At 41.5% G+C, this 19,579-nt stretch carries 21 protein-coding genes; 1 reads left to right on the forward strand and 20 read right to left on the reverse strand.

Going from position 1 to position 19,579, the window contains the following annotated elements:
* Positions 1-7: 7 nt before the first annotated feature.
* The 3 genes from rbsD to rbsR form a co-directional block, all read right to left on the reverse strand.
* Positions 8-403, reverse strand: a complete 396-nt coding sequence (gene rbsD, locus AC4J95_RS01415; RefSeq protein ID WP_316402269.1) for a D-ribose pyranase — start codon at positions 401-403, stop codon at positions 8-10.
* Between the two features lie 17 nt (positions 404-420).
* Positions 421-1,326, reverse strand: a complete 906-nt coding sequence (rbsK, locus tag AC4J95_RS01420) for a ribokinase (protein WP_494548300.1) — start codon at positions 1,324-1,326, stop codon at positions 421-423.
* Positions 1,327-1,434: 108 nt separating this feature from the next.
* Positions 1,435-2,427 (reverse strand): ribose utilization transcriptional repressor RbsR, encoded by a 993-nt coding sequence (gene rbsR, locus AC4J95_RS01425; RefSeq protein ID WP_494548301.1) that lies wholly within the window; start codon positions 2,425-2,427, stop codon positions 1,435-1,437.
* 242 nt (positions 2,428-2,669) lie between these two features.
* Between rbsR and AC4J95_RS01430 the strand changes: the two genes are divergently transcribed.
* Positions 2,670-3,596 carry an alpha/beta hydrolase gene (locus tag AC4J95_RS01430; RefSeq protein WP_494548302.1) on the forward strand — a complete coding sequence of 309 codons (927 nt, stop codon included), beginning with the start codon at positions 2,670-2,672 and terminating at the stop codon, positions 3,594-3,596.
* A 15-nt stretch (positions 3,597-3,611) separates the two neighbouring features.
* Here the strand turns inward: AC4J95_RS01430 and AC4J95_RS01435 are convergent, their stop codons facing one another.
* From AC4J95_RS01435 to rhaD, 17 genes are all read right to left on the reverse strand, one after another.
* Positions 3,612-4,574, reverse strand: coding sequence for a sugar-binding transcriptional regulator (locus AC4J95_RS01435; protein WP_494548303.1), 963 nt, complete (start codon positions 4,572-4,574; stop codon positions 3,612-3,614).
* A gap of 187 nt (positions 4,575-4,761) precedes the next feature.
* On the reverse strand, positions 4,762-5,115 hold the full coding sequence (locus tag AC4J95_RS01440) for a PTS glucitol/sorbitol transporter subunit IIA (protein ID WP_316402264.1): 354 nt from the start codon (positions 5,113-5,115) through the stop codon (positions 4,762-4,764).
* Positions 5,116-5,143: 28 nt separating this feature from the next.
* Entirely contained in the window at positions 5,144-6,208 is a 1,065-nt protein-coding gene (gene srlE, locus AC4J95_RS01445; protein ID WP_316402263.1) for a PTS glucitol/sorbitol transporter subunit IIB, read from the reverse strand.
* 13 nt (positions 6,209-6,221) lie between these two features.
* On the reverse strand, positions 6,222-6,755 hold the full coding sequence (srlA, locus tag AC4J95_RS01450) for a PTS glucitol/sorbitol transporter subunit IIC (protein WP_494548304.1): 534 nt from the start codon (positions 6,753-6,755) through the stop codon (positions 6,222-6,224).
* 18 nt (positions 6,756-6,773) lie between these two features.
* Positions 6,774-7,151: a transcriptional regulator GutM gene (locus tag AC4J95_RS01455; protein WP_494548305.1), complete on the reverse strand. Its 378-nt coding sequence runs from the start codon at positions 7,149-7,151 to the stop codon at positions 6,774-6,776.
* Between the two features lie 59 nt (positions 7,152-7,210).
* A complete protein-coding gene (locus AC4J95_RS01460) occupies positions 7,211-8,461 on the reverse strand; it encodes an NAD(P)H-dependent oxidoreductase (protein ID WP_316402260.1) in 1,251 nt (416 codons plus the stop codon).
* A gap of 522 nt (positions 8,462-8,983) precedes the next feature.
* Positions 8,984-9,625 carry an L-fuculose-phosphate aldolase gene (locus tag AC4J95_RS01465; RefSeq protein ID WP_494548306.1) on the reverse strand — a complete coding sequence of 214 codons (642 nt, stop codon included), beginning with the start codon at positions 9,623-9,625 and terminating at the stop codon, positions 8,984-8,986.
* 12 nt (positions 9,626-9,637) lie between these two features.
* Positions 9,638-10,693, reverse strand: coding sequence for a s-methyl-5-thioribose-1-phosphate isomerase (locus tag AC4J95_RS01470; protein ID WP_494548307.1), 1,056 nt, complete (start codon positions 10,691-10,693; stop codon positions 9,638-9,640).
* Between the two features lies 1 nt (position 10,694).
* Complete coding sequence (gene mtnK / locus AC4J95_RS01475) at positions 10,695-11,921, reverse strand: S-methyl-5-thioribose kinase (protein WP_494548308.1); 1,227 nt, start codon at positions 11,919-11,921, stop codon at positions 10,695-10,697.
* A 479-nt stretch (positions 11,922-12,400) separates the two neighbouring features.
* The gene (locus AC4J95_RS01480) at positions 12,401-12,754 is read right to left on the reverse strand and encodes a PTS glucitol/sorbitol transporter subunit IIA (protein WP_494548309.1); all 354 of its coding nucleotides are present in this window, start codon (positions 12,752-12,754) and stop codon (positions 12,401-12,403) included.
* Between the two features lie 21 nt (positions 12,755-12,775).
* A complete protein-coding gene (srlE, locus tag AC4J95_RS01485; RefSeq protein ID WP_494548310.1) occupies positions 12,776-13,780 on the reverse strand; it encodes a PTS glucitol/sorbitol transporter subunit IIB in 1,005 nt (334 codons plus the stop codon).
* Between the two features lie 20 nt (positions 13,781-13,800).
* On the reverse strand, positions 13,801-14,361 hold the full coding sequence (gene srlA, locus AC4J95_RS01490; protein ID WP_494548311.1) for a PTS glucitol/sorbitol transporter subunit IIC: 561 nt from the start codon (positions 14,359-14,361) through the stop codon (positions 13,801-13,803).
* Positions 14,362-14,363: 2 nt separating this feature from the next.
* Complete coding sequence (locus AC4J95_RS01495; RefSeq protein WP_494548312.1) at positions 14,364-14,843, reverse strand: transcriptional regulator GutM; 480 nt, start codon at positions 14,841-14,843, stop codon at positions 14,364-14,366.
* Positions 14,844-14,896: 53 nt separating this feature from the next.
* Complete coding sequence (locus tag AC4J95_RS01500) at positions 14,897-16,741, reverse strand: BglG family transcription antiterminator (RefSeq protein ID WP_494548313.1); 1,845 nt, start codon at positions 16,739-16,741, stop codon at positions 14,897-14,899.
* Between the two features lie 19 nt (positions 16,742-16,760).
* Positions 16,761-17,561 carry an SDR family oxidoreductase gene (locus tag AC4J95_RS01505; RefSeq protein WP_494548314.1) on the reverse strand — a complete coding sequence of 267 codons (801 nt, stop codon included), beginning with the start codon at positions 17,559-17,561 and terminating at the stop codon, positions 16,761-16,763.
* A gap of 139 nt (positions 17,562-17,700) precedes the next feature.
* Complete coding sequence (locus tag AC4J95_RS01510) at positions 17,701-18,726, reverse strand: NAD(P)-dependent oxidoreductase (RefSeq protein ID WP_494548353.1); 1,026 nt, start codon at positions 18,724-18,726, stop codon at positions 17,701-17,703.
* Entirely contained in the window at positions 18,719-19,564 is an 846-nt protein-coding gene (rhaD, locus tag AC4J95_RS01515) for a rhamnulose-1-phosphate aldolase (RefSeq protein ID WP_494548315.1), read from the reverse strand. The genes AC4J95_RS01510 and rhaD overlap by 8 nt, the downstream gene beginning before the upstream one ends.
* Positions 19,565-19,579 lie beyond the last annotated feature (15 nt).

Here is a 19,579-nt window from a genome sequence, read left to right on the forward strand (position 1 = left end):
ATTATGCTTAAAATACGACGCCGCTCTCCAATAAAATATTGGCATAAGGAGTCATCTCTCCCGTGCGAATGAATGCCCGACTATCGTGTAAGGCTGCTTTCATCTCACTATGAGGAATAAAGGTCACAGGAGTTTCTGGTAAACGGTCTTGAATCTTTTTCAACATTTCAGGATTTTCTGTTTTGATTTCCTCTGCTAAGTAAATCCGTTGAACTTCTAATTCTTCCAGCACATTATTCAGAACATCCATGAAACTTGGGATGCCATTGTCGACGGCTAGATCAATTTTTTCTGTTGTCATAGGAACCGGCATACCGGCATCGCCAATGCTGATTTGGTCAAAGTGACCCATTTGTGCGATCACACGTGAAATATCTGAGTTGATAACTTTGCTTTTTTTCATAGTAAAAAATCCTTTCGTTACTTTAGTTCATTTTTATAAGGAATAGAAGGCTGCGCACCAAATCGTTGAACCGTTAAAGAAGAGGCTTTATTTCCGTATTCGATTACCTGCTCTAGGTTACTGAAGTCTTTCGCTAACACACTGCTCATCGCGCCAATAAAGGTATCACCAGCTGCGGTCGTATCCACCGCGTTAACCTTGAAGGCTGGAACGATTCCGTTGCGTCCTTGTACATCGTAGAAGGCACCCTTGCTGCCGATCGTGATAATCACTGCTTCAATTCCTAGCTGATGCAAATGTTCAGCTGCAGCTTTTAGGCTCGCTTCATCTGTGACTTTGATCCCCGTTAAAATTTCTGTTTCCGTTTCATTCGGGATGATCATGTCTGTGACTTTCAATAATTCTTCTGGTACGTTTTCTAACGCCGGTGCTGGATTTAGAATTGTTTTTACTCCAGCTTCTCGAGCGATTGTAAAGGCTTCGACCGTACTTTCTAAAGTGCTTTCAAATTGAGCAATCACAAAATCACTGGCTTTGATCAAATCCGCGTGCTCTTGGACTTGTTGCGGCGTGAAGGCGTTGTTGGCACCTGAATGGATCATAATACTGTTTTCCCCTTGATCATCCACAATGATATAGGCCTGACCAGTCGCTTGTTTTTCCAATGTTTGGACACCAGCTAATTCGATGCCTTCTTCTGATAAAAGCTCCCGCATCATGTCGCCGGCTTCGTCATTTCCGATGGCCCCAATAAAATTCGTAACTGCTTCCGAGCGTTTAGCCGCAACAGCTTGGTTAGCACCTTTACCGCCGCCAGCAGAAAAAATCTCTTTTGTATGCATCGTTTCACCCGGTTTCGGCATTTGCTTCACGCGAATCGTGCGGTCCAAGTTGATACTCCCAATGATTGTAATCGTATTCATTTTGTTCACTCCATTTCTTATTCTTTTAGTTCATTCATTTGCTCGGAAATTAAAACGTTTTATTAAAACGTTTTAATTCGACACCAAAAATATAGCACAGCTTGAAAGCTATTTCAAGTGTGCTGTCGAAAAACGTTGAATCAGTTGAACTGGCAAGGTTTGCTCTTCCCAATTTTTCTCAGGCTGTGCGATTCTATCCAATAACAATTCTGCCGTCGTTTGACCCAATTCATAAATCGGCTGTGCGATCGTCGTTAGCTGTGGAGTCACGTATTCACACATATCGATATTATCATACCCGATCACACTGTAATCTTGCGGGATTTTCTTCCCTAAATCAGCCAAACCCAAATAGATCCCAAAAGCCAATTCATCATTAATGGCAAAAATCGCCGTTACATCGGTCTTAACGATCTCTTCCGCTGCTTTTCGCCCGCCAGCTTTAGACAACTCCCCATGAATCAGGACTACATCAGGATACATCTCTTGAAAACCTGTCAACCGCGTCCGGATATTTTCTGTCGCATCTTCAGGTAGAACGATTGCTACCTTTTGATGTCCCAGCTGACTCAAATGTTCGCCAGCAAGCTTTCCACCAGCATAATCATCCGTCAAGACGGCATCGCTAAAGCCCTCCGCCTTCTTCTGATCTAAAACAATATACGGCAGATTTTTTTTACGCAAGCTGTCATTGATGGCTTGGTTGGAAATTGCTGAACTAGCGATGATATAGCCGTCGACCCCGCGACGACTGAGCTCTTCCAAATAATCCGTCTCTTTTTTTGTGTCAAAATCCGCATTACATAGCATAGTAATAAAATTTTCACGATACAAAACCCCTTCGATACCGCGCACTAAAGTGCTAAAGAAAGGGTTGGTGATATCAGGAATCAAAACCCCGATCGTTTTACTTTTTTTCACAATCATCCGCCGGGCAAAGTAATCAGGTTCATAATTCAACTCGGCCTTAGCTGCCAACACTTTTTCGACCGTTTTTGGACTGAATTTTTGCTCGTTGCCGTTTAAAATCTGTGAAACGGTAGCGATCGAAACCCCAGACTGTTGGGCAACCTCTTTAATGGTAATTTTCTTTTTTTTCATCTGATTACTCCCTACTCCTAATACCGTATATCATTCTGCTAAATTGCTCCTGCTTAATAAGCCTAACAATTAAGGATTATCCCTCGAACTTTATTATCTCTGAAAAGTAGATCTGATATCCTGCTCTAAACTCTGCTACATTTTCTCATGAATGTGTTTGCCTGTAAATACGCCAGTTTGTGAACTTGCTATGCAGTGAGAATTTTTTTATACTGCTTATGATAAGTTTGTAGGGGGAAGAAATGAAGAAAACAACAAAGATCATTTTAGGAATTGTCTTAATCTTAGTAATTGCACTGATCGCCGCAGGAAATTATTTCTATTCATACGCGGTCGTTCCGGATGAAAAAGATTTTCTGTCTGACGGATCGGCTAAAAAGTCAGCGGAGTTGATAGCTGCTGAAGATTGGTTCAACAATAAAAATAATCGTACAGACTGGCAGCTGACTTCCTCGGAGGGGCTGAAACTATCCGCTTATTATCTGCCAGCTGAAAAAGAGCAACACAAAACAGCAATCATAGCTCATGGCTATATGGGACAAGCCTCAGATATGCCGCAGTATGCCAAGATTTATCATGACCTCGGCTACAATGTATTGATGCCTGATGCCCGTGGTCACGGAAAAAGTGAAGGTGACTACATCGGATTTGGCTGGCCAGAACGAAAAGATTACCAGCAATGGATCAATCGTGTCGTCAAGCAGGATCCTCAGTCTGAAATCGTGCTTCATGGAGTCAGTATGGGGGGAGCGACTGTCATGATGACCAGCGGTGAAAAACTGCCGGATAACGTCAAAGCCTTCGTGGAAGACTGCGGGTACAGCTCAGTGAATGGTGAACTGAGCTATCAATTAAAAGACATGTTCAATCTGCCCTCCTTCCCACTGATTCCAGTGACTAGCTTAGTAACAAAGGTTCGTGCTGGCTACTTTTTCGGTGAAGCAGATTCGATGAAACAATTGAAAAAGAATGATCGCCCGATGCTCTTCATTCATGGCGATAAGGACGATTTCGTTCCCTATTCAATGCTGGATGAGGTCTATAATGCGACCAAGGGACCAAAGGAAAAATATGTCGTGCATGGCGCTGGGCATGCGGAGGCTCTGAGCACTGATCCTGCGATGTATCAGAAAAAAGTCACTGAATTTGTAACGAAGTACGTGCCATAAATAAAAACGAGACGCTCAATGCGCCTCGTTTTTTGCTTGTTCTAATAAGTATTCTGCCAAGCTGTCCGTCACTGTAATGTGAGTAAAAATCTTGGTCTTTGTTCCAACATACAACACATCTTTTTTACTTTCCTCATAACAGGCAACTGCGACATTTGAAATTTTCCGGACATCACCAACACTCAATCCAATGACGTTTTCATTGATCTCGCAGGCGACTTCCTGTCCATTATGATCAATGAATTTCGAATTGACGTCTCCGATCACTGCCAGCTTTTCCAGCTCATCGATATCCTGCTGATCTACATAACCGATTTCAGTCATCGTATTGTTCTTAGAAAAGGGACTCGCGATCCCAACCAAAGCGAAATCGACATTTCTTCCTGCATCCAAAACGTCACGAATGCCTTCATTCTCGATCAAACTCTTTTTAATAAAAGCATTATCCACTAACGCTGGTGCATATAAATACTTACACTTAGCCCGCAACTTTTTAGCTAAATCATAGGCCAATTGATTGGAATGGACATCCACCAGCTCTGATCCCAATCCGCCGATCAAGGGAATAATGGTGGCATCCGCATGATTCTCGTAGGGATATTCATCGACGATCCCCCGCAGCATTTTCCCCCAAGATAGCCCGATCGTCTGAGCCTTAGCGATTTCTTTCTGAAAAGCAGTAATCGCGGTTTGGACCAGCAAACGTTCGATTTCATCTTTGCGCAGGCTGCTGGTGTCTAACACCGCGGCCTTTTTCAGCCCAAATGTTTCCTCCAACGCCAATTCCAACTCGATGGAGTAAGCGCTCTCGCTTTTGATAAAAATATCAACAATTCCTTCATTTTTTGCATCATTCAAATATTTTGAAACCAGCGAACGAGAGATGCCCAGACGTTTAGCGATCTCCGACTGTTTCAAATTCTTTTTGTAGTACATCGTAGCCACTTTTACGATGTCGCGATTATGTTTTATAGCCATTTTGATCCCATCCTCTGAACAACTTTTGGTCTCATCCACTATACGAGTGATTTCACGAGCGTGCAAGTGAAAAAAGGAGAACAAAAATTTAAAATTCGCAGTGCAATAGTGCTTCGTTTCATAACCTCTTGGCTTAAATAAAAAGGTCGAAGATGCACCTCATTTCGGCACATCTTCGACCTTTTAACTAACTAATTTCGATGACGCCACCGATTTCGAAGTCTGGAAAAATACCTGGGCTGACGATGATTGCTCCCGGTAAGATCTCTCCGATCGCGTTACGAAAATAAATCGAAATATGTCCTAATTCTTCAAAATTCGCATTCGCCTGTGAACCGACTTCTTCAATCGTAAATTCTTGATCACCAAATTTGATTTTTCCGCCGATTTTCAATGCATCCTTCGGGCGGTCTTCAAATTCATGAATCACGCAAATATCTCTCAACTCTGCAGTTGCAGTAGGTCCGAACAAAATAACCAGTCGTTCTTCCTCAAAAGCTGGCACCATGCTGCCGATTTCAACAATTTTAGATTTTACCATCAATCAATTCGCTCCATTCAAACAGTTTTTAATACATTCCAAAACTAGCCAACCATGCCAAGATTACCGCTGTGAACCCTGTTAACATCCGACCATATAAAATCGCAGGTACACCGATCGCTACTGTTTCCGGTTTTGCTTCTCCTAATGACAAACCTACCGGTATAAAATCGCACCCTACATGCGCATTAATCGCAAACAATGCTGGTAATGCATACTGCACAGGAATCGAACCATTGGCAATCTGTGTCCCAATCAATACCCCGATAACCTGTGAGATTACCGCACCCGGACCTAAGATTGGCGACAGGATCGGGATGCTACAAATCAAAGCTAAGACGATCATCCCCGGCAATGATCCAGCTAATGGCGAAAGCACTTTAGCCAACCAGTCACCAACACCGGTATAATTGATAATCCCAACAATCATACTGATGAAAGCCATAAATGGAATGATGTTTTTCAACAACATATCCAATGCATCTCGTCCTGATTGATAAAAGGTACTCATAACACCGCCGATTCCACGAGAGAAACGGACTAAAAAGCTATCTTTCTTCGCCTGTTCTTCTTTATGATCTTCTTTCAGTTTAGCATATCTCTCTTTGAATTCTTCATCCGATTCGCGACCTTCAGTGACTATTTTTTCTGTCGTTGCTGCTGATTCTGCATCTTGTGCATGAGCATGATTAACTGCGGCCATTTGTCGATCTTCTAAATTTGCCTCTTCTAAGATCGACACGTCCTCTGGTCGAACACCTGAAACAAAGATATCTTCAGTGATATGCTTGGAAAGCGGTCCTGAAGGAGACGAAGGCAACACATCAACTGTCGGAATCCGTTTCATGGGGTATACACCGATTCGAGCCGTTCCGCCGCAATCAATCACCGCACAAAGGGTTTCTTCTTCTGGAATTTGATTCTTAAATCCGTCACAAGCCTCACAGCCAGTCAAGTCCGCGATTTGTTGCGCAACTGGATGGATTCCACCGCCTGTAACAGAAACAACCTTATTTTTTTGTTCTGATGGAACTAATGTTAGACCAACGCCCCAACCCTTACTTCCAGGTTTTACAAATACTGTTTTGTACATTTCGCTTCCTCCTTTATACAGCTGCTTTCTTCGCTTCTCTAGCCATCATGAATTTTGTCAGTCTTTCCGTGACGATCCCACGAATCAAGATGACCACGATCCCTACTAGGAAGTAACGAACAGCCAAACTTGATTGACTAAATCCTGCTTTGGTCACCCCATTTGCGATACCTAGATAAACAAAGAGCTCTCCAGCATTTGCATAAGGGAACAAACCAGTAACTGGATGAACGAATGATACGGCGGCATCATAGAACGCTGGTTTTTCTTCTTCCTTAACAAACTTTCCAAAGGTGTAAGCCATCGGGTTCGTCAGCATCAAGACCGCTAAGATCGGCATCAATGAGTAACGCAGAATCATGTATTTTGAACAATAGCGGATGGCTCTATCGACACGCTCTTCACCAATAAATGCAATAACTGAATAAGTAAAGGTTAACAGTACAATCAATAATGGAACGATCCCAGTCATGTAGCCCATAAACTGTTCGCCGCCAGCTTCAAACATGCCAATAAAATTTTTACCTGCCCACTCGATATATTTCATTATAAAATCCTCCCTCTTTTAGGTAACCGCTTCCAATTTCCGCGAGTAAATTTGCGCCAAAGCTCTATCAATTTGTGGTGCCTTTTTTTCCTGTGCAGCCGCACTGTAGTTGACTAATCGCGCGCCTCTGTATGCTTGCGCCTCTTTGAAACGAGCAAAAATTGTCAATCCTTTACAGATGTAACACTGAATGACTTTGCCGTCTGCATCAACAACCACTGCAACGATCGTCCGCAAGATTCTACCCTTGACTACTTCCGTATAAAATTCATATTCTGTTCCTGCCTGTTCTGTGGTGATTTTCTTGATGAAGCTTTGATAATACTTCACCTGAACGATGCTTAGCAGACTTTGACTAAGCATCAAAACGATCAAAACAATCACTAAGCCACTCATCGTCCTGCTCCTTCCCAAAAGCAGATGAAGGTCCTACCCCCACCTGCTTCATTTTTTCCTTACCCGCCAAACGTTGAATCTTGAAGTTTCCGCAATCGATAAACAGTGGTTGATTCATCAATCTCGATATCATCATAAGTCAAGAATGTTCCGTCTTTGATATCGCGTTTTGCAACCGATGAACCGCCAACTAAGCCGATCGGTACATTGTTGTTTTTCACTAGGTCCTCGTGCGTTTCTAACACACCACGTACACAATAGCCGCCGATTCCATCAATTTTTTCGCCCGCTTTGATGTCTTTCTTCGCCACTGCAACAGTTTCTGAAATCGGAGCGCCTAATGGCACGATTGCGTGATCATGATTCAAAACAGCTTTCGCAATCGTGATCGGTGTTTCTAAACTAGCTAAGTGGTATGGGCGATACAAGATATGATGGTCGCGATCACCCTTCTTCATCAAGTAGCTTAATTCATGACGAGCACCATCATTTTGTCCTTTGACGATAACAAATACACCTGGCGCCAAGCCATCAACATATTCTACAACACCATATTTATCTAAAACGCCGCCATTTTCTTTAAGATCTAAGTCCTTAACTACTGAATCGACATCACCGCTGATACCATGCATCCCAACCTTATCAGGAATAAAACCGATCGCATTGGACAATAGGTTCATCTCAGCCATGGTCTTCGTACCATCTTGGAAGGCTGCCAACATGTGGCTAGACATTTGTTTAGAGTCCGCTTCTGCTTGGGCGGTATCTGGATTTGCGCCGACTTTTAATTTGTTATTCTTTCCTTTACCTGCAACCAAGACTTCCATTCCCATGCTCTTCGCAAATTCGAACAACTCTGTAGTCGCAGCCGGTTCGTCACCATCAGAACCTGTGTAAACTAAGTTAGCCGAATCATACATTTTCTTCATCAATGGTCCAATCGTGATATCCACTTCCACGTTCAGTAATACAATGTGTTTTTTCGCTAACAGCGTTTCCAGCGAGATTTGTGCACCAACTTCTGGGACTCCTGTCGCATCAACAATCACTTCTACTTTTTCCGAATGAATAATTTCTTTAAAATCTGAGCTGACTAAGATATCCACTTTTTTCTCTGCACTTGCATTGTAGGCATCCGCTGCTCGCTGTGCGGCATCCTTATTGATATCACTGATCCCTGTAACAGCCATACCTGGAATCGTTGAAATCTGAGCAATCATCCCAAAACCCATTTGGCCTGCACCAATTACCCCAACCTTGATTGGTGCACCGTTTCTTTCTCTTTCCAAAAGCTTCCCATAAAGTGTCATTATTACCCCTCCATACTTTTTTGACATATGACAAACACATTGACATATGACTTAAGACACCTTTAGTATAACATCGGTTAATAACATGTCAACGCTTTCTTTTCACAAACTATCATTTTCTATCATTTGGAACATATGTTACAAAAATAATTCATACCGTAAAAAACGTGATATATCAGCAAAATACAGATAATTTCTATCAAATTGAAATGGTTATCAGAAATATCCAGTCACAATTACACATTCTTAAAATAACGTGCATCGCAAAAAGCAGAGGGTTTCAATTTCGAAAATATAATAGAAAAAAGCATTTTTTTGAAGGTTGTTTCACAATCTTACTAACATCAATAGTTGTTCTGCCAACTTGCACTCTAATTGAAAAAATCATAGACCAATTTACAGAAGCTGTGTTATAGCACACCTCTTGTGAACGAGTGATCAATTATTAAAGATTAATTTTACTCAAACGAAAAAACAAAAACCGCTGCTTTGACCTGAGCCAAAGCAGCGGCTTGATTCCAATTATTGTTGTCCGTAGGTCTCGAACTTCTCTAAGACTTCCTTCATTTGATCTTGATTTAATAATTTAGGCTTCCCAATGCAGCGAGCTCGATAATCAAGTTTAGCTAGAAACTCAATATCTTTCGCAACGCCAAAAGCGCTGGCTAAGTCAGGTCCAATAGTCAAAACACCATGATTTCCTAACAAAATACCGTTGTCATCATGAATAAAGTTGTGGGCTTCCTCAGCCAATTCACGCGTGCCAAAGGTTTTGTATTCACAGCAGCGAATTTTTTCACCCACGGAACCAATGATGTAATGAAGCGGCTCGATTTCCTGCTGTAGACAAGCAAAGGTCGTCGCGTATTCTGAATGAGTATGGACGACAGAACGGACGTCTGGTCGATTCGCGTAAAAAATACTGTGAAGATCATACTCGCTTGATGGTTTGCGTGTCCCTTCCAAGACATTCCCGTGAAGATCCATCATCACGATATCTTCCAATCTCGTTTCAAAATAAGGAATGCCGCTTGGACTGATCAGCATCGCTTCCTCTTCAGGTAAATAAATGCTAATGTTGCCGCCAGTACCTGTCGTCAACTTTTCAGTGATGAGCTTTTTGCCGTACTCAACGATTCGCTCACGTTCTTTTAGGTATTTCATCTTTTGCTCCAATCAATAAAAATTATTTTCAGGCTGCTCTTTGATATATCGTTTCAAGTCATACGGTGAGAAAATACCGCGATCTGTTACTACAGCTCCGATCAATTCAGGTGGTGTAATATCAAAGGACGGATAGATAGCATGAACCCCATCTAAGGTATGCTTGATCCCATTCAACTCCATGACCTGTTCAGGATCACGCATTTCGATCTTGATACTCTCGTGACTTGTTTTATCCATATCAGGGATCCCTGTGACAAAATAAGGAATACCAAAACGTTGAGCTAAGATCGCGATTTGATAAGTACCAACCTTATTGGCGATATAACCATCTTGAGCGATCGTGTCCGCTGCCGAAGTAAACAGATCGATATTTTCGTGCTCCATCAAATACGCAATCATATTATCAGAAACGACCGTCGTTTCAAACCCCATTTCAGCACAGCAGCTAGCAGTTAAGCGAGCCCCCTGCAAATAAGGACGTGTCTCTGCACAAAAGAAACGCAACGTTTTTTTCTGCTCGATCGCTTCTCGCAGCAGCATTCCGATAATCGTTTCCCCGAAGCATTGGGTCAAAACTGTTCCCTCATCAGGAATTTTTTCGATCAAATATTTGGCGACCTGATCCATCGTATAGTATCGCCGATTCAAAGAATCAACCGTATTTTGTTTGATTGCCTCCGCTGGATCTTCGCCTTTTTTCAATGCTAGCTCTGCCACTGTGACACATTTTTCTGTGATCAGCATCATGCGATTCGCCGTCGTTGGACGTGCATTGGCGATCGTGTGTGACGCTTTTTTCAGATAAGCGAGTTGATCTGCTGCTTCTAGCTCTTTGCTTTCCTCGGCGGCTAACGCCATGCCCATCCCCGCCGCAGTATAGGGTCCCGCGCTTTGCGTTACCATATCTGTAATCGCTTGTGCCACCGATTGATGGGTTTCACATTCAACAAATTCGACTCGTGTCGGATAAATTCGCCGATCCAATATACGAACTTTGCCGTTTTCATACCACGCGACATTCTCATATTGCAATAACGTTGGCATTGTATAATCTTGTCTTTCCACTCTACTCACCTGCTAATTCATCTATTCCATCAACTAGCTGACCTCCACTAGTGATGTGTTGCCGATTGATAATTAATTGAACGCCTATCTTCAGTAATAGTCGTTCTGCTGCGATTTTTTGCTCAGCGGGTATCAAGGACAATTCTTTGACCTTCGAATCCCCTACAACTCTGCGAATAATCTCCGTTCCAGCATAGCCGACTGCATCTGCCATCATTCCTCGCAGCATTGTTTCTTTAAATGCATGATTCCGATACAACGGAAAAGCTACCGCTTCATCATAATACTTCTCTAATTTGACTTGGACTTGATCGTAAACTGCTGCGATCGTTTCTTTGCTCCACTGATGAAAATCTGGATCCCTCGTTGAATCAAACAGATTTTTTACCATTGGAAAATACAGATGAGCCAACACATTACCGATATCATATCCCGCTGGACCATAGAAGGCGAACTCTGGATCAATCACCTTCAAACCTGTTTGATTGATAAAGATCGAACCTGTATGAAGATCCCCATGCAGCAATGATTGAGCATTATTCATGAAATTATTTCGCAGCAGTCCGACTTCTACTTGCAATGGTTCATTCTGATACAAATTCTCCTCAACAAATCGTTCATTGCCAGTTGTCACGATATTTCGTTGTTTATAATCATCATAGGGCTCAGTGAACACTAAGTCTTCACTGATATCACACATCTCAGGATTGATAAAAGCTTTAACACGCCGCTTTTTTTCATCCCGATCCAGCACAAGATCGCTCGTTAAGAGCAATGTGCGTGCTAAGTACTCAGCGATTTCCTCGCTAAAATTAGGAAAAGTTCGTTTCTTGATCAATTCGTAGCGCATATTTTGATATTCTGAAATATCCTCCATCGTCACAGCATACATCTTTTGATCATAATAATAAACCTCTGGAACAAACTGTGGTGCCAACTCATTTTGCAACTGCAAAATCTCTGCTTCGATCCGATTCCGCTCGATATCCAACGGTCTGCCTGAAGAACGCAGCAGAACATCAGCTTGTTTAATAATCAAGCTTTCTTTCGTTGTTGCGTTCACCACACGAAAAACATAGTTAATATTCCCGTCACCAATCTCGGTCACCTCGATGGATGCATCGTCAGGAAAAGCGCCCAATTTTTCCACGACATACTGTTTGAGCGTATCACGATCCATTAAAAAATGTTCTTGATACGCCGTTGTTTCCTTCGGTCTAAGTTTCATATTATCGCCTCATTCGTTAAATTTCCCAGGTAACTCATTATACTTGAAGTCATTTTTCGTACTCATATCATTTCTCTAATCACGCTAAAGCGAGAAGAGAAACTGACCGCTAGCTCAATACTGTTGATTTCATTTTTCAAAAATCGTGAAAAATGAGCTCATCTTCGTACGCATACGATTCCGCTAAACAGACCGTTCATTATTCAAGAAAAAATTGTTATAAGAACTCGCCTCTTTAATAAACTGCGAAAAGCAGAACTCGCAACTAGCTCAGAGTAAGGAACCATTTTCCAAAAATCGTGAAAAATGAGCTCATCTTCGTACGCATACGATTCCGCTAAACAGACCGTTCATTATTCAAGAAAAAATTGTTACAAGAACTCGCCTCTTTAATAAACTGCGAAAAACGGAACTCGCAAAAACACTCATCTAAAAGTGTACATTTAAACTGGTTAAATGCAACTCTTAGATGAGTATTCTTAATGAATCGCTATTTTTGTACCTACAGTGATATTCGGCATCAATTTGTCTTCTACATACAGCGTCCCTGGAAGCTCCGCTGTTTCTGATCCATCAAAACGCAGAGTGATATGTCCTAAATCATCTAGATTCTTCTTCACTACGTCACCTACTGCCGTGATTTTATATGACTGATCATCAAAGAAAAAGTTCATTCCTGCCGTGATTTCGTCAGTCGATGGCGTCAATTGGATGTTATAACAATAATCCGCCAACGTTTCCGGCGCATCATCACCGAAAAAAATCAGCATCTTTTCTTGCTGAAACATCTCAGCTTCCGGACCAATATTGGTTACTTGCGTCTCAAAAATCATCTTTCATCTCTCCAAACATTTTTAACTATACAATCCAAAACTTGCTAACCAAGCAACAATTACTCGTGGAACACCATTTAGAAAACGTGAATATAGGACTGATGGCACACCTACTTCAACAGTCTCAGCTTCGGCTTCTTCTAGACCCAGTCCAACCGGAATAAAGTCACAGGCATTTTGCGTGTTAATGGCAAATAGTGCTGGCAACGCCAATTGCGGTGGGATATTCCCTTTCCCAATCTCTACGCCGATCAAGGTACCTAAGATTTGGCTGATAACCGCGCCAGGTCCTAACAATGGCGACAAGAATGGTAGCGAACAGATGAAGCCGATAATGATCAATCCGAACACATTTCCTGCCAATGGCTTCATTAGATTAGCAAATACTGTACCCACACCAGACCCTTGAATAATCCCAATCAGTAATGATACAAATGCCATGAAAGGAATCACCGTGTTTATCATTGTCTGAACACCTTCACGAGCCGATTGGTTAAAAGTCGCTACAACTTTTCCGGCACCCATCCCAATTCTGGCGATAAAACTCTTTTGTTCGGCTTTTTGTTCCGTAATTTTCTTGTCTGTTGAGTATTTAAACTCACGCTCTGGCTTCTCTTCTGTAATAAATGCCGGCTTGTTTGCTGCTTCGGATTCATCCGCTAACATAATCTGATTTATACCAACAGCAGACACGTAAATTTCTTCATTAATGTATTGTGCTAATGGTCCGCTTTTTCCAGTGGGGACAATGTTCACCGTTGGAATATTTTTTTTCGGATAAATTCCACAACGCAAAGTCCCGCCGCAATCAATGATAGCTAAAGCGATTTCATTATCAGGTATCGAAGTCTTGAAGCCATTGACCGATTCCATCCCAGATAACTCTTCAATCTTATCAACGATACTTGGTTTATCGCCGCCGCCAGTCACATAAACAAATTTATGTTTTTCCTCTGTTGGTGTAATCACTAAAGGTCCGCCATATCCGCCTGAACCTTTTACAATTTTTATACTATTATAAGCCATTTTTCATTTCCCCCTCAATCTTATTCTGTTACCGCAACTTCATCAACGGTTTTACTTAATTGAATGCCTTGCTGTTTACATACAAGCGCAGTGGTAAAATCAGTCGTCCAACCGCCGATAAAATTCATGACTAGCCCAACAAACATATAGCGAATCGCCAATTCCATCGAATTCAATCCCAATTGTGTGATTCCTTGCGCAATTCCCATCCATACAAACAACTCTCCAGGATTAATATGAGGAAAAACACCGTTACTGGTATGACAGAATTGAGCATTTGAAGCATAATAACTTGGCTTATAAAACTCTGGTAAAAAGCGAGCCGTGGTAAAGGACATAGGATTCCCTAACATGAAGGCTGAGACAAAAGGTAGCACTAGATAACGCGTCACAGGATTTCTCGAAGATACTTTTGCGACTTTTGTCACTCGCTCTTCTCCTAGAAAAGCAATCAACGTATTCATTGCTACCATCAACATCAACACTACTGGGACAATTCCTGTCATCCAGCTTATAAAAGTTTCAGCACCTGTTTGGAAGAGACTCATAAAGCCTTCCGCAAATTTTGTAATATAATCCATTTTTAAACACTCCTCTTTGTAAATTTGTTTTGAAGCGATAATTTCATTAATGATAATTGATTTCCTAGATTGAAGATTGGCGATACTGGAGTTTCATCACGATGACTGCCTTTTTCTACTTCTAAATAAATTTTTTGCGCATTGGCTGCTGCTTGGCGGGTTAATTTATTTTCTTTCATCAACATCTCTGCTTCCGTTAGTTGATGGATATCGATTCCGATAAATTGCGGATGGGGTTTGAAGCGTGCCAAGATTGAAGTCCCTTGCATCATTTCCGCTTCTTTAATCATTCCTGCTTCATCAACTCCTAGCAACAAGATCGTCCCAGAGACAAGCTTGCCGGGTCGACGACCAATCGCGACCTTTCCTTTACGCTTCATTCGAATATAAACAGCATTAAAATTCTTGATCTGCTTCATTCCTAAGAAAATCTGGAGAATGTAAGCAATAATTGCAATAGCGCCTAAAACAAAGATATTCATACGATACTCGCTCCCTTCTGGTGCAAAGAAATAACTCCTAACACCCTTACCCACTAGATCCCTTTCACCAGTAATTGTCGATATTCTTCCTTACTATTTATTCCCTTGACTTGCTCTCGCAACGACAAGCTGGAAGAGATAACAAAAATCGTGTCATAAAAACTTAACAACTCATCCTCCATCGTCAACGTTAGATTTTCTGGAATGGCGACCAGAAAAATAAGTTCAATGTCTTCGATTGATTTTCCTTCTGGATAGATTCCGATAGTTACAAGAATTTCATCACTTTGACGATTGATCCCATGTGGGAAAGCGATCCCATTATCAATCACTGCAGATTCCTCTTGAGCTTTCGTCAAGATATAATCAGCAAAGGAATCATCAATTAGCTGTTTAGCTCGTAATTTTCCCAACAGTTCAATTAAGTTCTCTTCATACGCCAACTGTTTATCTAAGTGTTCGAAAGAAAACTGAATATGCTCGAACGAAGCAGCCTTTGAAGCGACAATCCGCTTCCATTCACTTAAAAGCCAGTTCTCGTTAAACAGATCCGTCAGCTTGATTACAGCTGTTGTTGCCTTAGTATGCTTCAACGGAACTGTTGTAAATACTGCAAAGTAGCGATCCAAATCCTTTGTTTCATATTCTTCCTCTGAATAATGAGCAATTCGGATATTCGGACCTAAAACGGTTGTCAGCTGACGTTTGATCATTAAGGCAGTACCTTTTCCAGTATTGCATACCACTGCAATCTCCTTCATCTTCGGTTGGGCTTCTGATTTCAATGCCAGCTCAAAGTAAATAGCTAAATAGGAAAGCTCGGACTGCTGAATGGGCTTTTGTAAAAAATCCGCTAACGCTGCAATCCCCAATTCTGCTAGTTCATGCGCAAATGCATGTTTCTGTTTAAACTCCTCACGAAATATATCATAGGTTTCAACTTGAAAAATAATCCGATTGATCAAAAACATGAAATGGGCCCGCAAATCCTGAAACAATACTTCTTGGTCTAGATTAATAATTACAGCAGCATTGATTTGCTCCATCATATACCGGAACAACGTCTTCACTTCTTGATTGTCTGCCTGCTGCTCAGAAACCAAATTATTGTTGAAAATATTGAGCGGGAAACAGAGAAAGTCAAAATCAAAAGTACTAATAGTTAAGCTGTAATCCGTTGCCAAACTAACAAACAGCTCTTCCAATAACTGGTCTCCCGCAAAATAATTCACATAATAAGGCACTTCTTGTTTTAAGGATTTTCCTGCCTGAATTCTCTGTATCGTTAAAATAATTGTCTTTTGCAATAATCCCAATGTACGGAAATCCAATTTCTTACTCAACGCAATCGCATCAATTCGCTGCAGCAAATCATTGCTTAAGGTTGGTTGCTCCAAATAATCATAGGCATGATGCAGATAAAGTAATCGCAACTGTGATTCGACGCCAGATATTCGCAATCCTTTATTAGGTGTACCAATCAGTGAAATTTGATACCTCGCCATCAGCTGCTTTAAATTCCGCAAATCCTTATTGACTGTTGAACGACTGACTCCTAGTTCCTCAGATAAATCATCAATAACAACGTAATCTTCTTGTTTCATAAAGCAATCAATCAAAACAGCCATTCGTTTCGTACTAGAGTTGAAATCCGTTCGTTGTTTTAAACTACCATTCATAACTTCTGAAAACTGTTGCGAGTCCAGCACTTTTAGTGAATAGCTGTGTCCTTTTTCTTCAATCAATGCAATTCTGTCCATCTGATCATTTAATAATTGAATTGCTTTTTTGGTGGTTTGTGCACTCGTATCCGTTATTTTTTGCAGTTCACTCAGACTCAAGCGATCATGAGTAATAAAATGCTGCAATAATTGATACCAGCGATTGATTAATGCCATCCTATTACCCCACCTTCTCTTATCCTCGTGTCTTTCCTCCAGCGACGTTGGTCGTAACACCTGTAATATAACTAGACCGGTCAGATAAATAATAGCATACTAAATCAGCGACTTCACTGAGCCTTCCGCTCCGTCCCAGTGGAATCGTCGTGGTTTTATCATAGTTCTTACGAAGCTCTTCAACAGTGATTCCTCTTGTATAGGCTAACGCTGTCTCGTAAGCTTCCGTACGTAGACCGGTCTCTTCCATAATTCCAGGAGCTATTCCTACAACCCGAATTCCTTGCTTACCTAACTCTTTAGACCATGACCGTGTAAAACTATTTACTGCTGCCTTAGTTGCAGCATAGGGACTTTGTCCTTCTGAACCTTCCAATCCACATTCAGAAGACATATTGATAATTACACCTTCATGTCTCTTTATCATTGTCCTTGTCACCGCTTGCGTCATTAGAAAGAGCCCCTTTTGGTTGATCGCCATCATTTTGTCAAAAACCTCATCAGATAATTCAAACTGACCATGCGGATTTTCTTCGTCCACCAATAATCGCGGTACATTAATTCCGGCATTATTAATTAACCCATCAATTTGTCCTAATTCCTTAACAACTTTTGCTACATTTTCTTCCACTTGCTGCCGATCTGAAATATCTGTTTGAAAATAGTAAAGTCGCTCATGAATTACCTTACCAGGTTGAAGATCGAAGTTCGCGACAATCACTCCTTGTTCCAACAATTCTTTGATAATGCTTGCCCCAATCCCAGAAGAACCGCCTGTTACGATCACTTTTTTTCCTGCAACGTCTAACCAATCTGACATTTTTGTGTTCCCTCCTCTTAATTACACGCCAAGTATAAAGCGCTTCCTAAAATTATTTAATACGCTTTTTTTTTTGAACAACAGAAAAAAGGTACACTAATTTGTGAAAAGCGAAAAAAGCCTAAGTAGAATCATCTACTTAAGCTTTTTGCAACACCTTATTCATTTCTGTTTGCAGCAGTTGGGGTGAGCGTTCAATTGCGTCGATTGTGTCCCCAGCAATATGCGACGTGATTACAACATTATCTAATCCAAGTAGAGGTTCATCCGGATCAACGGGTTCTTCCCATAAAACATCAATGCCTGCACCAGCGATTTTCTTATTCTGTAAACAGTCAAGCAAGTCCCTGCGATTAATGATATCCGGTCGTGCGGTATTTATTAGATAAGCATTGGGTTTCATCAATTTCAATAGCGAGTAATCAATGAGATTTTTGGTTTCTGGGACCACCCGTAAATGTAGTGAGACAACATCCGACTCGCTGAAAATCTCAGCTAAACTTTTCAGCTTGATCTGATACCCTTCTTTGTTTAGTGTCATCTGATCAGAAAAAGCATCATACGCGCTAACGTCGATTCCTAAAGCAGATAGCCGTTTGGCAACAATTTTTCCAATATGACCTAAACCGACTAAGCCGACCTTTAAGTTAGAAAAAGAAGTTTTGTAGGCATCATTGGGAAAATTTTGCGGCCAGTTACCACTTTTTACCTGAATGGCGGAAGCCGCGATATTGCGCACCGTAGCGTACATTAAGCCAATCGTAAAATCAGCGACTGGCTCGGCGTTTCGAATTACATTGATAACTGAAAGCTGCGGTCGTTCTTGTACTGCTGCTAAATCAATATGCTCTAGTCCACCGCGACAGGTTCCGATAACCTTCAATTTTTTTGCATACGTCAATAATTTGCGCGACACGGGCGCCAAGTGAATCAGCAGATACTCCGCATTTTTTATAGCTTCAACCATTTCTGAAGCTAGCTCAAAATCATTCGGTCCATTTTGTTCCAAGACTTTAATTATCTCACGAAATTCTGAACGCGATTTTTCACTCTGCCACTCAAAACTTTGGATATCAAGAGGCTGCTCTAACAACAATCCTTTGGCAGCAGCAGCTAGATTTTCTGCTGAAACGAAGGGATCACCGATTACGACGATACTAGTCATCATAGCTTCCCTCTTTCATTAATATCCCCTGCCTTGGTTCCACGTGAAACTTTGCTGCCAGGTCTAGTAGTTGCTGATCACTGATGCACTGTTTGATTTCTTGGCCTGTTGAGCAGATTTCCAGATAGATTCTCGCCGCTTTTTCTACTGTTTCTACTAAACCAAAGGCCTCATCCATTGTTTGTCCGGCACCCATAATTCCATGATGCGGCCAAACAACAATCCGTGAAGCACGCATTTTTTCTGCTGACGCGGCACCTAATTGACTGGTTCCAGCAACCATCCAGGGTAAGACGGATACACCATCTGGAAAAACTACTAGACACTCTGTGATCATTTGCCATAACGTTTTAGTGAATTTTCTCTCATCCAAATCATGGATAAACGTCATCGCTGAAATCGCAGTTGCATGCGTGTGCAGAATGACACGATGTTCAGGATCTTTTGCCAAGCGAACTTCGTGACATTGAAGATGTGAGGCCAGTTCACTCGTCGGCAGATCGCCACCTTCTAACCCCCATAACAGTTCATATGAATTCCCAGTTTCGCTGATTCGAATAATCGCCAAACTGTCTGCTGGATTTTTCGCGATATTTTTAAAATACTTACCGGAGCCTGAAACGAGAAATACCTCTCCTGATAAAGCTTTTACAGAAAAATCCAGTGGAAGTATTCGTTTAGCCTTATTGACATTAAGATAATATTTTACTTCCTCTTTCGGTAATCGATAGCTAATGTTTCCGCCATTTCGCTCTGCCCATCCATAGGCCCACAGTTGACTTGTTGCTTCGCACATTTCTTTAATAAAAGGAGCCTGATTGATCTCATGAAGCTTCATTCCATCATCCTCCAT

It is taken from the genome of Enterococcus sp. GPZ-007, assembly GCF_059374735.1.

Excerpts from the sequence above, each read along its gene's own strand:
- AC4J95_RS01455 (WP_494548305.1), bottom strand. The coding sequence starts at position 7,151 with ATGAGTGGCTTAGTGATTGTTTTGATCGTTTTGATGCTTAGTCAAAGT.
- srlE (WP_494548310.1), bottom strand. The coding sequence starts at position 13,780 with ATGGCTTATAATAGTATAAAAATTGTAAAAGGTTCAGGCGGATATGGC.
- AC4J95_RS01460 (WP_316402260.1), bottom strand. The coding sequence starts at position 8,461 with ATGACACTTTATGGGAAGCTTTTGGAAAGAGAAAGAAACGGTGCACCA.
- AC4J95_RS01500 (WP_494548313.1), bottom strand. The coding sequence starts at position 16,741 with ATGGCATTAATCAATCGCTGGTATCAATTATTGCAGCATTTTATTACT.
- srlE (WP_316402263.1), bottom strand. The coding sequence starts at position 6,208 with ATGTACAAAACAGTATTTGTAAAACCTGGAAGTAAGGGTTGGGGCGTT.
- srlA (WP_494548311.1), bottom strand. The coding sequence starts at position 14,361 with ATGGATTATATTACAAAATTTGCGGAAGGCTTTATGAGTCTCTTCCAA.
- mtnK (WP_494548308.1), bottom strand. The coding sequence starts at position 11,921 with ATGAAACTTAGACCGAAGGAAACAACGGCGTATCAAGAACATTTTTTA.
- AC4J95_RS01435 (WP_494548303.1), bottom strand. The coding sequence starts at position 4,574 with ATGGCTATAAAACATAATCGCGACATCGTAAAAGTGGCTACGATGTAC.
- rhaD (WP_494548315.1), bottom strand. The coding sequence starts at position 19,564 with ATGAAGCTTCATGAGATCAATCAGGCTCCTTTTATTAAAGAAATGTGC.
- AC4J95_RS01440 (WP_316402264.1), bottom strand. The coding sequence starts at position 5,115 with ATGGTAAAATCTAAAATTGTTGAAATCGGCAGCATGGTGCCAGCTTTT.
- srlA (WP_494548304.1), bottom strand. The coding sequence starts at position 6,755 with ATGAAATATATCGAGTGGGCAGGTAAAAATTTTATTGGCATGTTTGAA.
- rbsD (WP_316402269.1), bottom strand. The coding sequence starts at position 403 with ATGAAAAAAAGCAAAGTTATCAACTCAGATATTTCACGTGTGATCGCA.
- AC4J95_RS01505 (WP_494548314.1), bottom strand. The coding sequence starts at position 17,561 with ATGTCAGATTGGTTAGACGTTGCAGGAAAAAAAGTGATCGTAACAGGC.
- AC4J95_RS01495 (WP_494548312.1), bottom strand. The coding sequence starts at position 14,843 with ATGAATATCTTTGTTTTAGGCGCTATTGCAATTATTGCTTACATTCTC.
- AC4J95_RS01465 (WP_494548306.1), bottom strand. The coding sequence starts at position 9,625 with ATGAAATACCTAAAAGAACGTGAGCGAATCGTTGAGTACGGCAAAAAG.
- rbsK (WP_494548300.1), bottom strand. The coding sequence starts at position 1,326 with ATGAATACGATTACAATCATTGGGAGTATCAACTTGGACCGCACGATT.
- AC4J95_RS01430 (WP_494548302.1), top strand. The coding sequence starts at position 2,670 with ATGAAGAAAACAACAAAGATCATTTTAGGAATTGTCTTAATCTTAGTA.
- AC4J95_RS01480 (WP_494548309.1), bottom strand. The coding sequence starts at position 12,754 with ATGATTTTTGAGACGCAAGTAACCAATATTGGTCCGGAAGCTGAGATG.
- rbsR (WP_494548301.1), bottom strand. The coding sequence starts at position 2,427 with ATGAAAAAAAAGAAAATTACCATTAAAGAGGTTGCCCAACAGTCTGGG.
- AC4J95_RS01510 (WP_494548353.1), bottom strand. The coding sequence starts at position 18,726 with ATGACTAGTATCGTCGTAATCGGTGATCCCTTCGTTTCAGCAGAAAAT.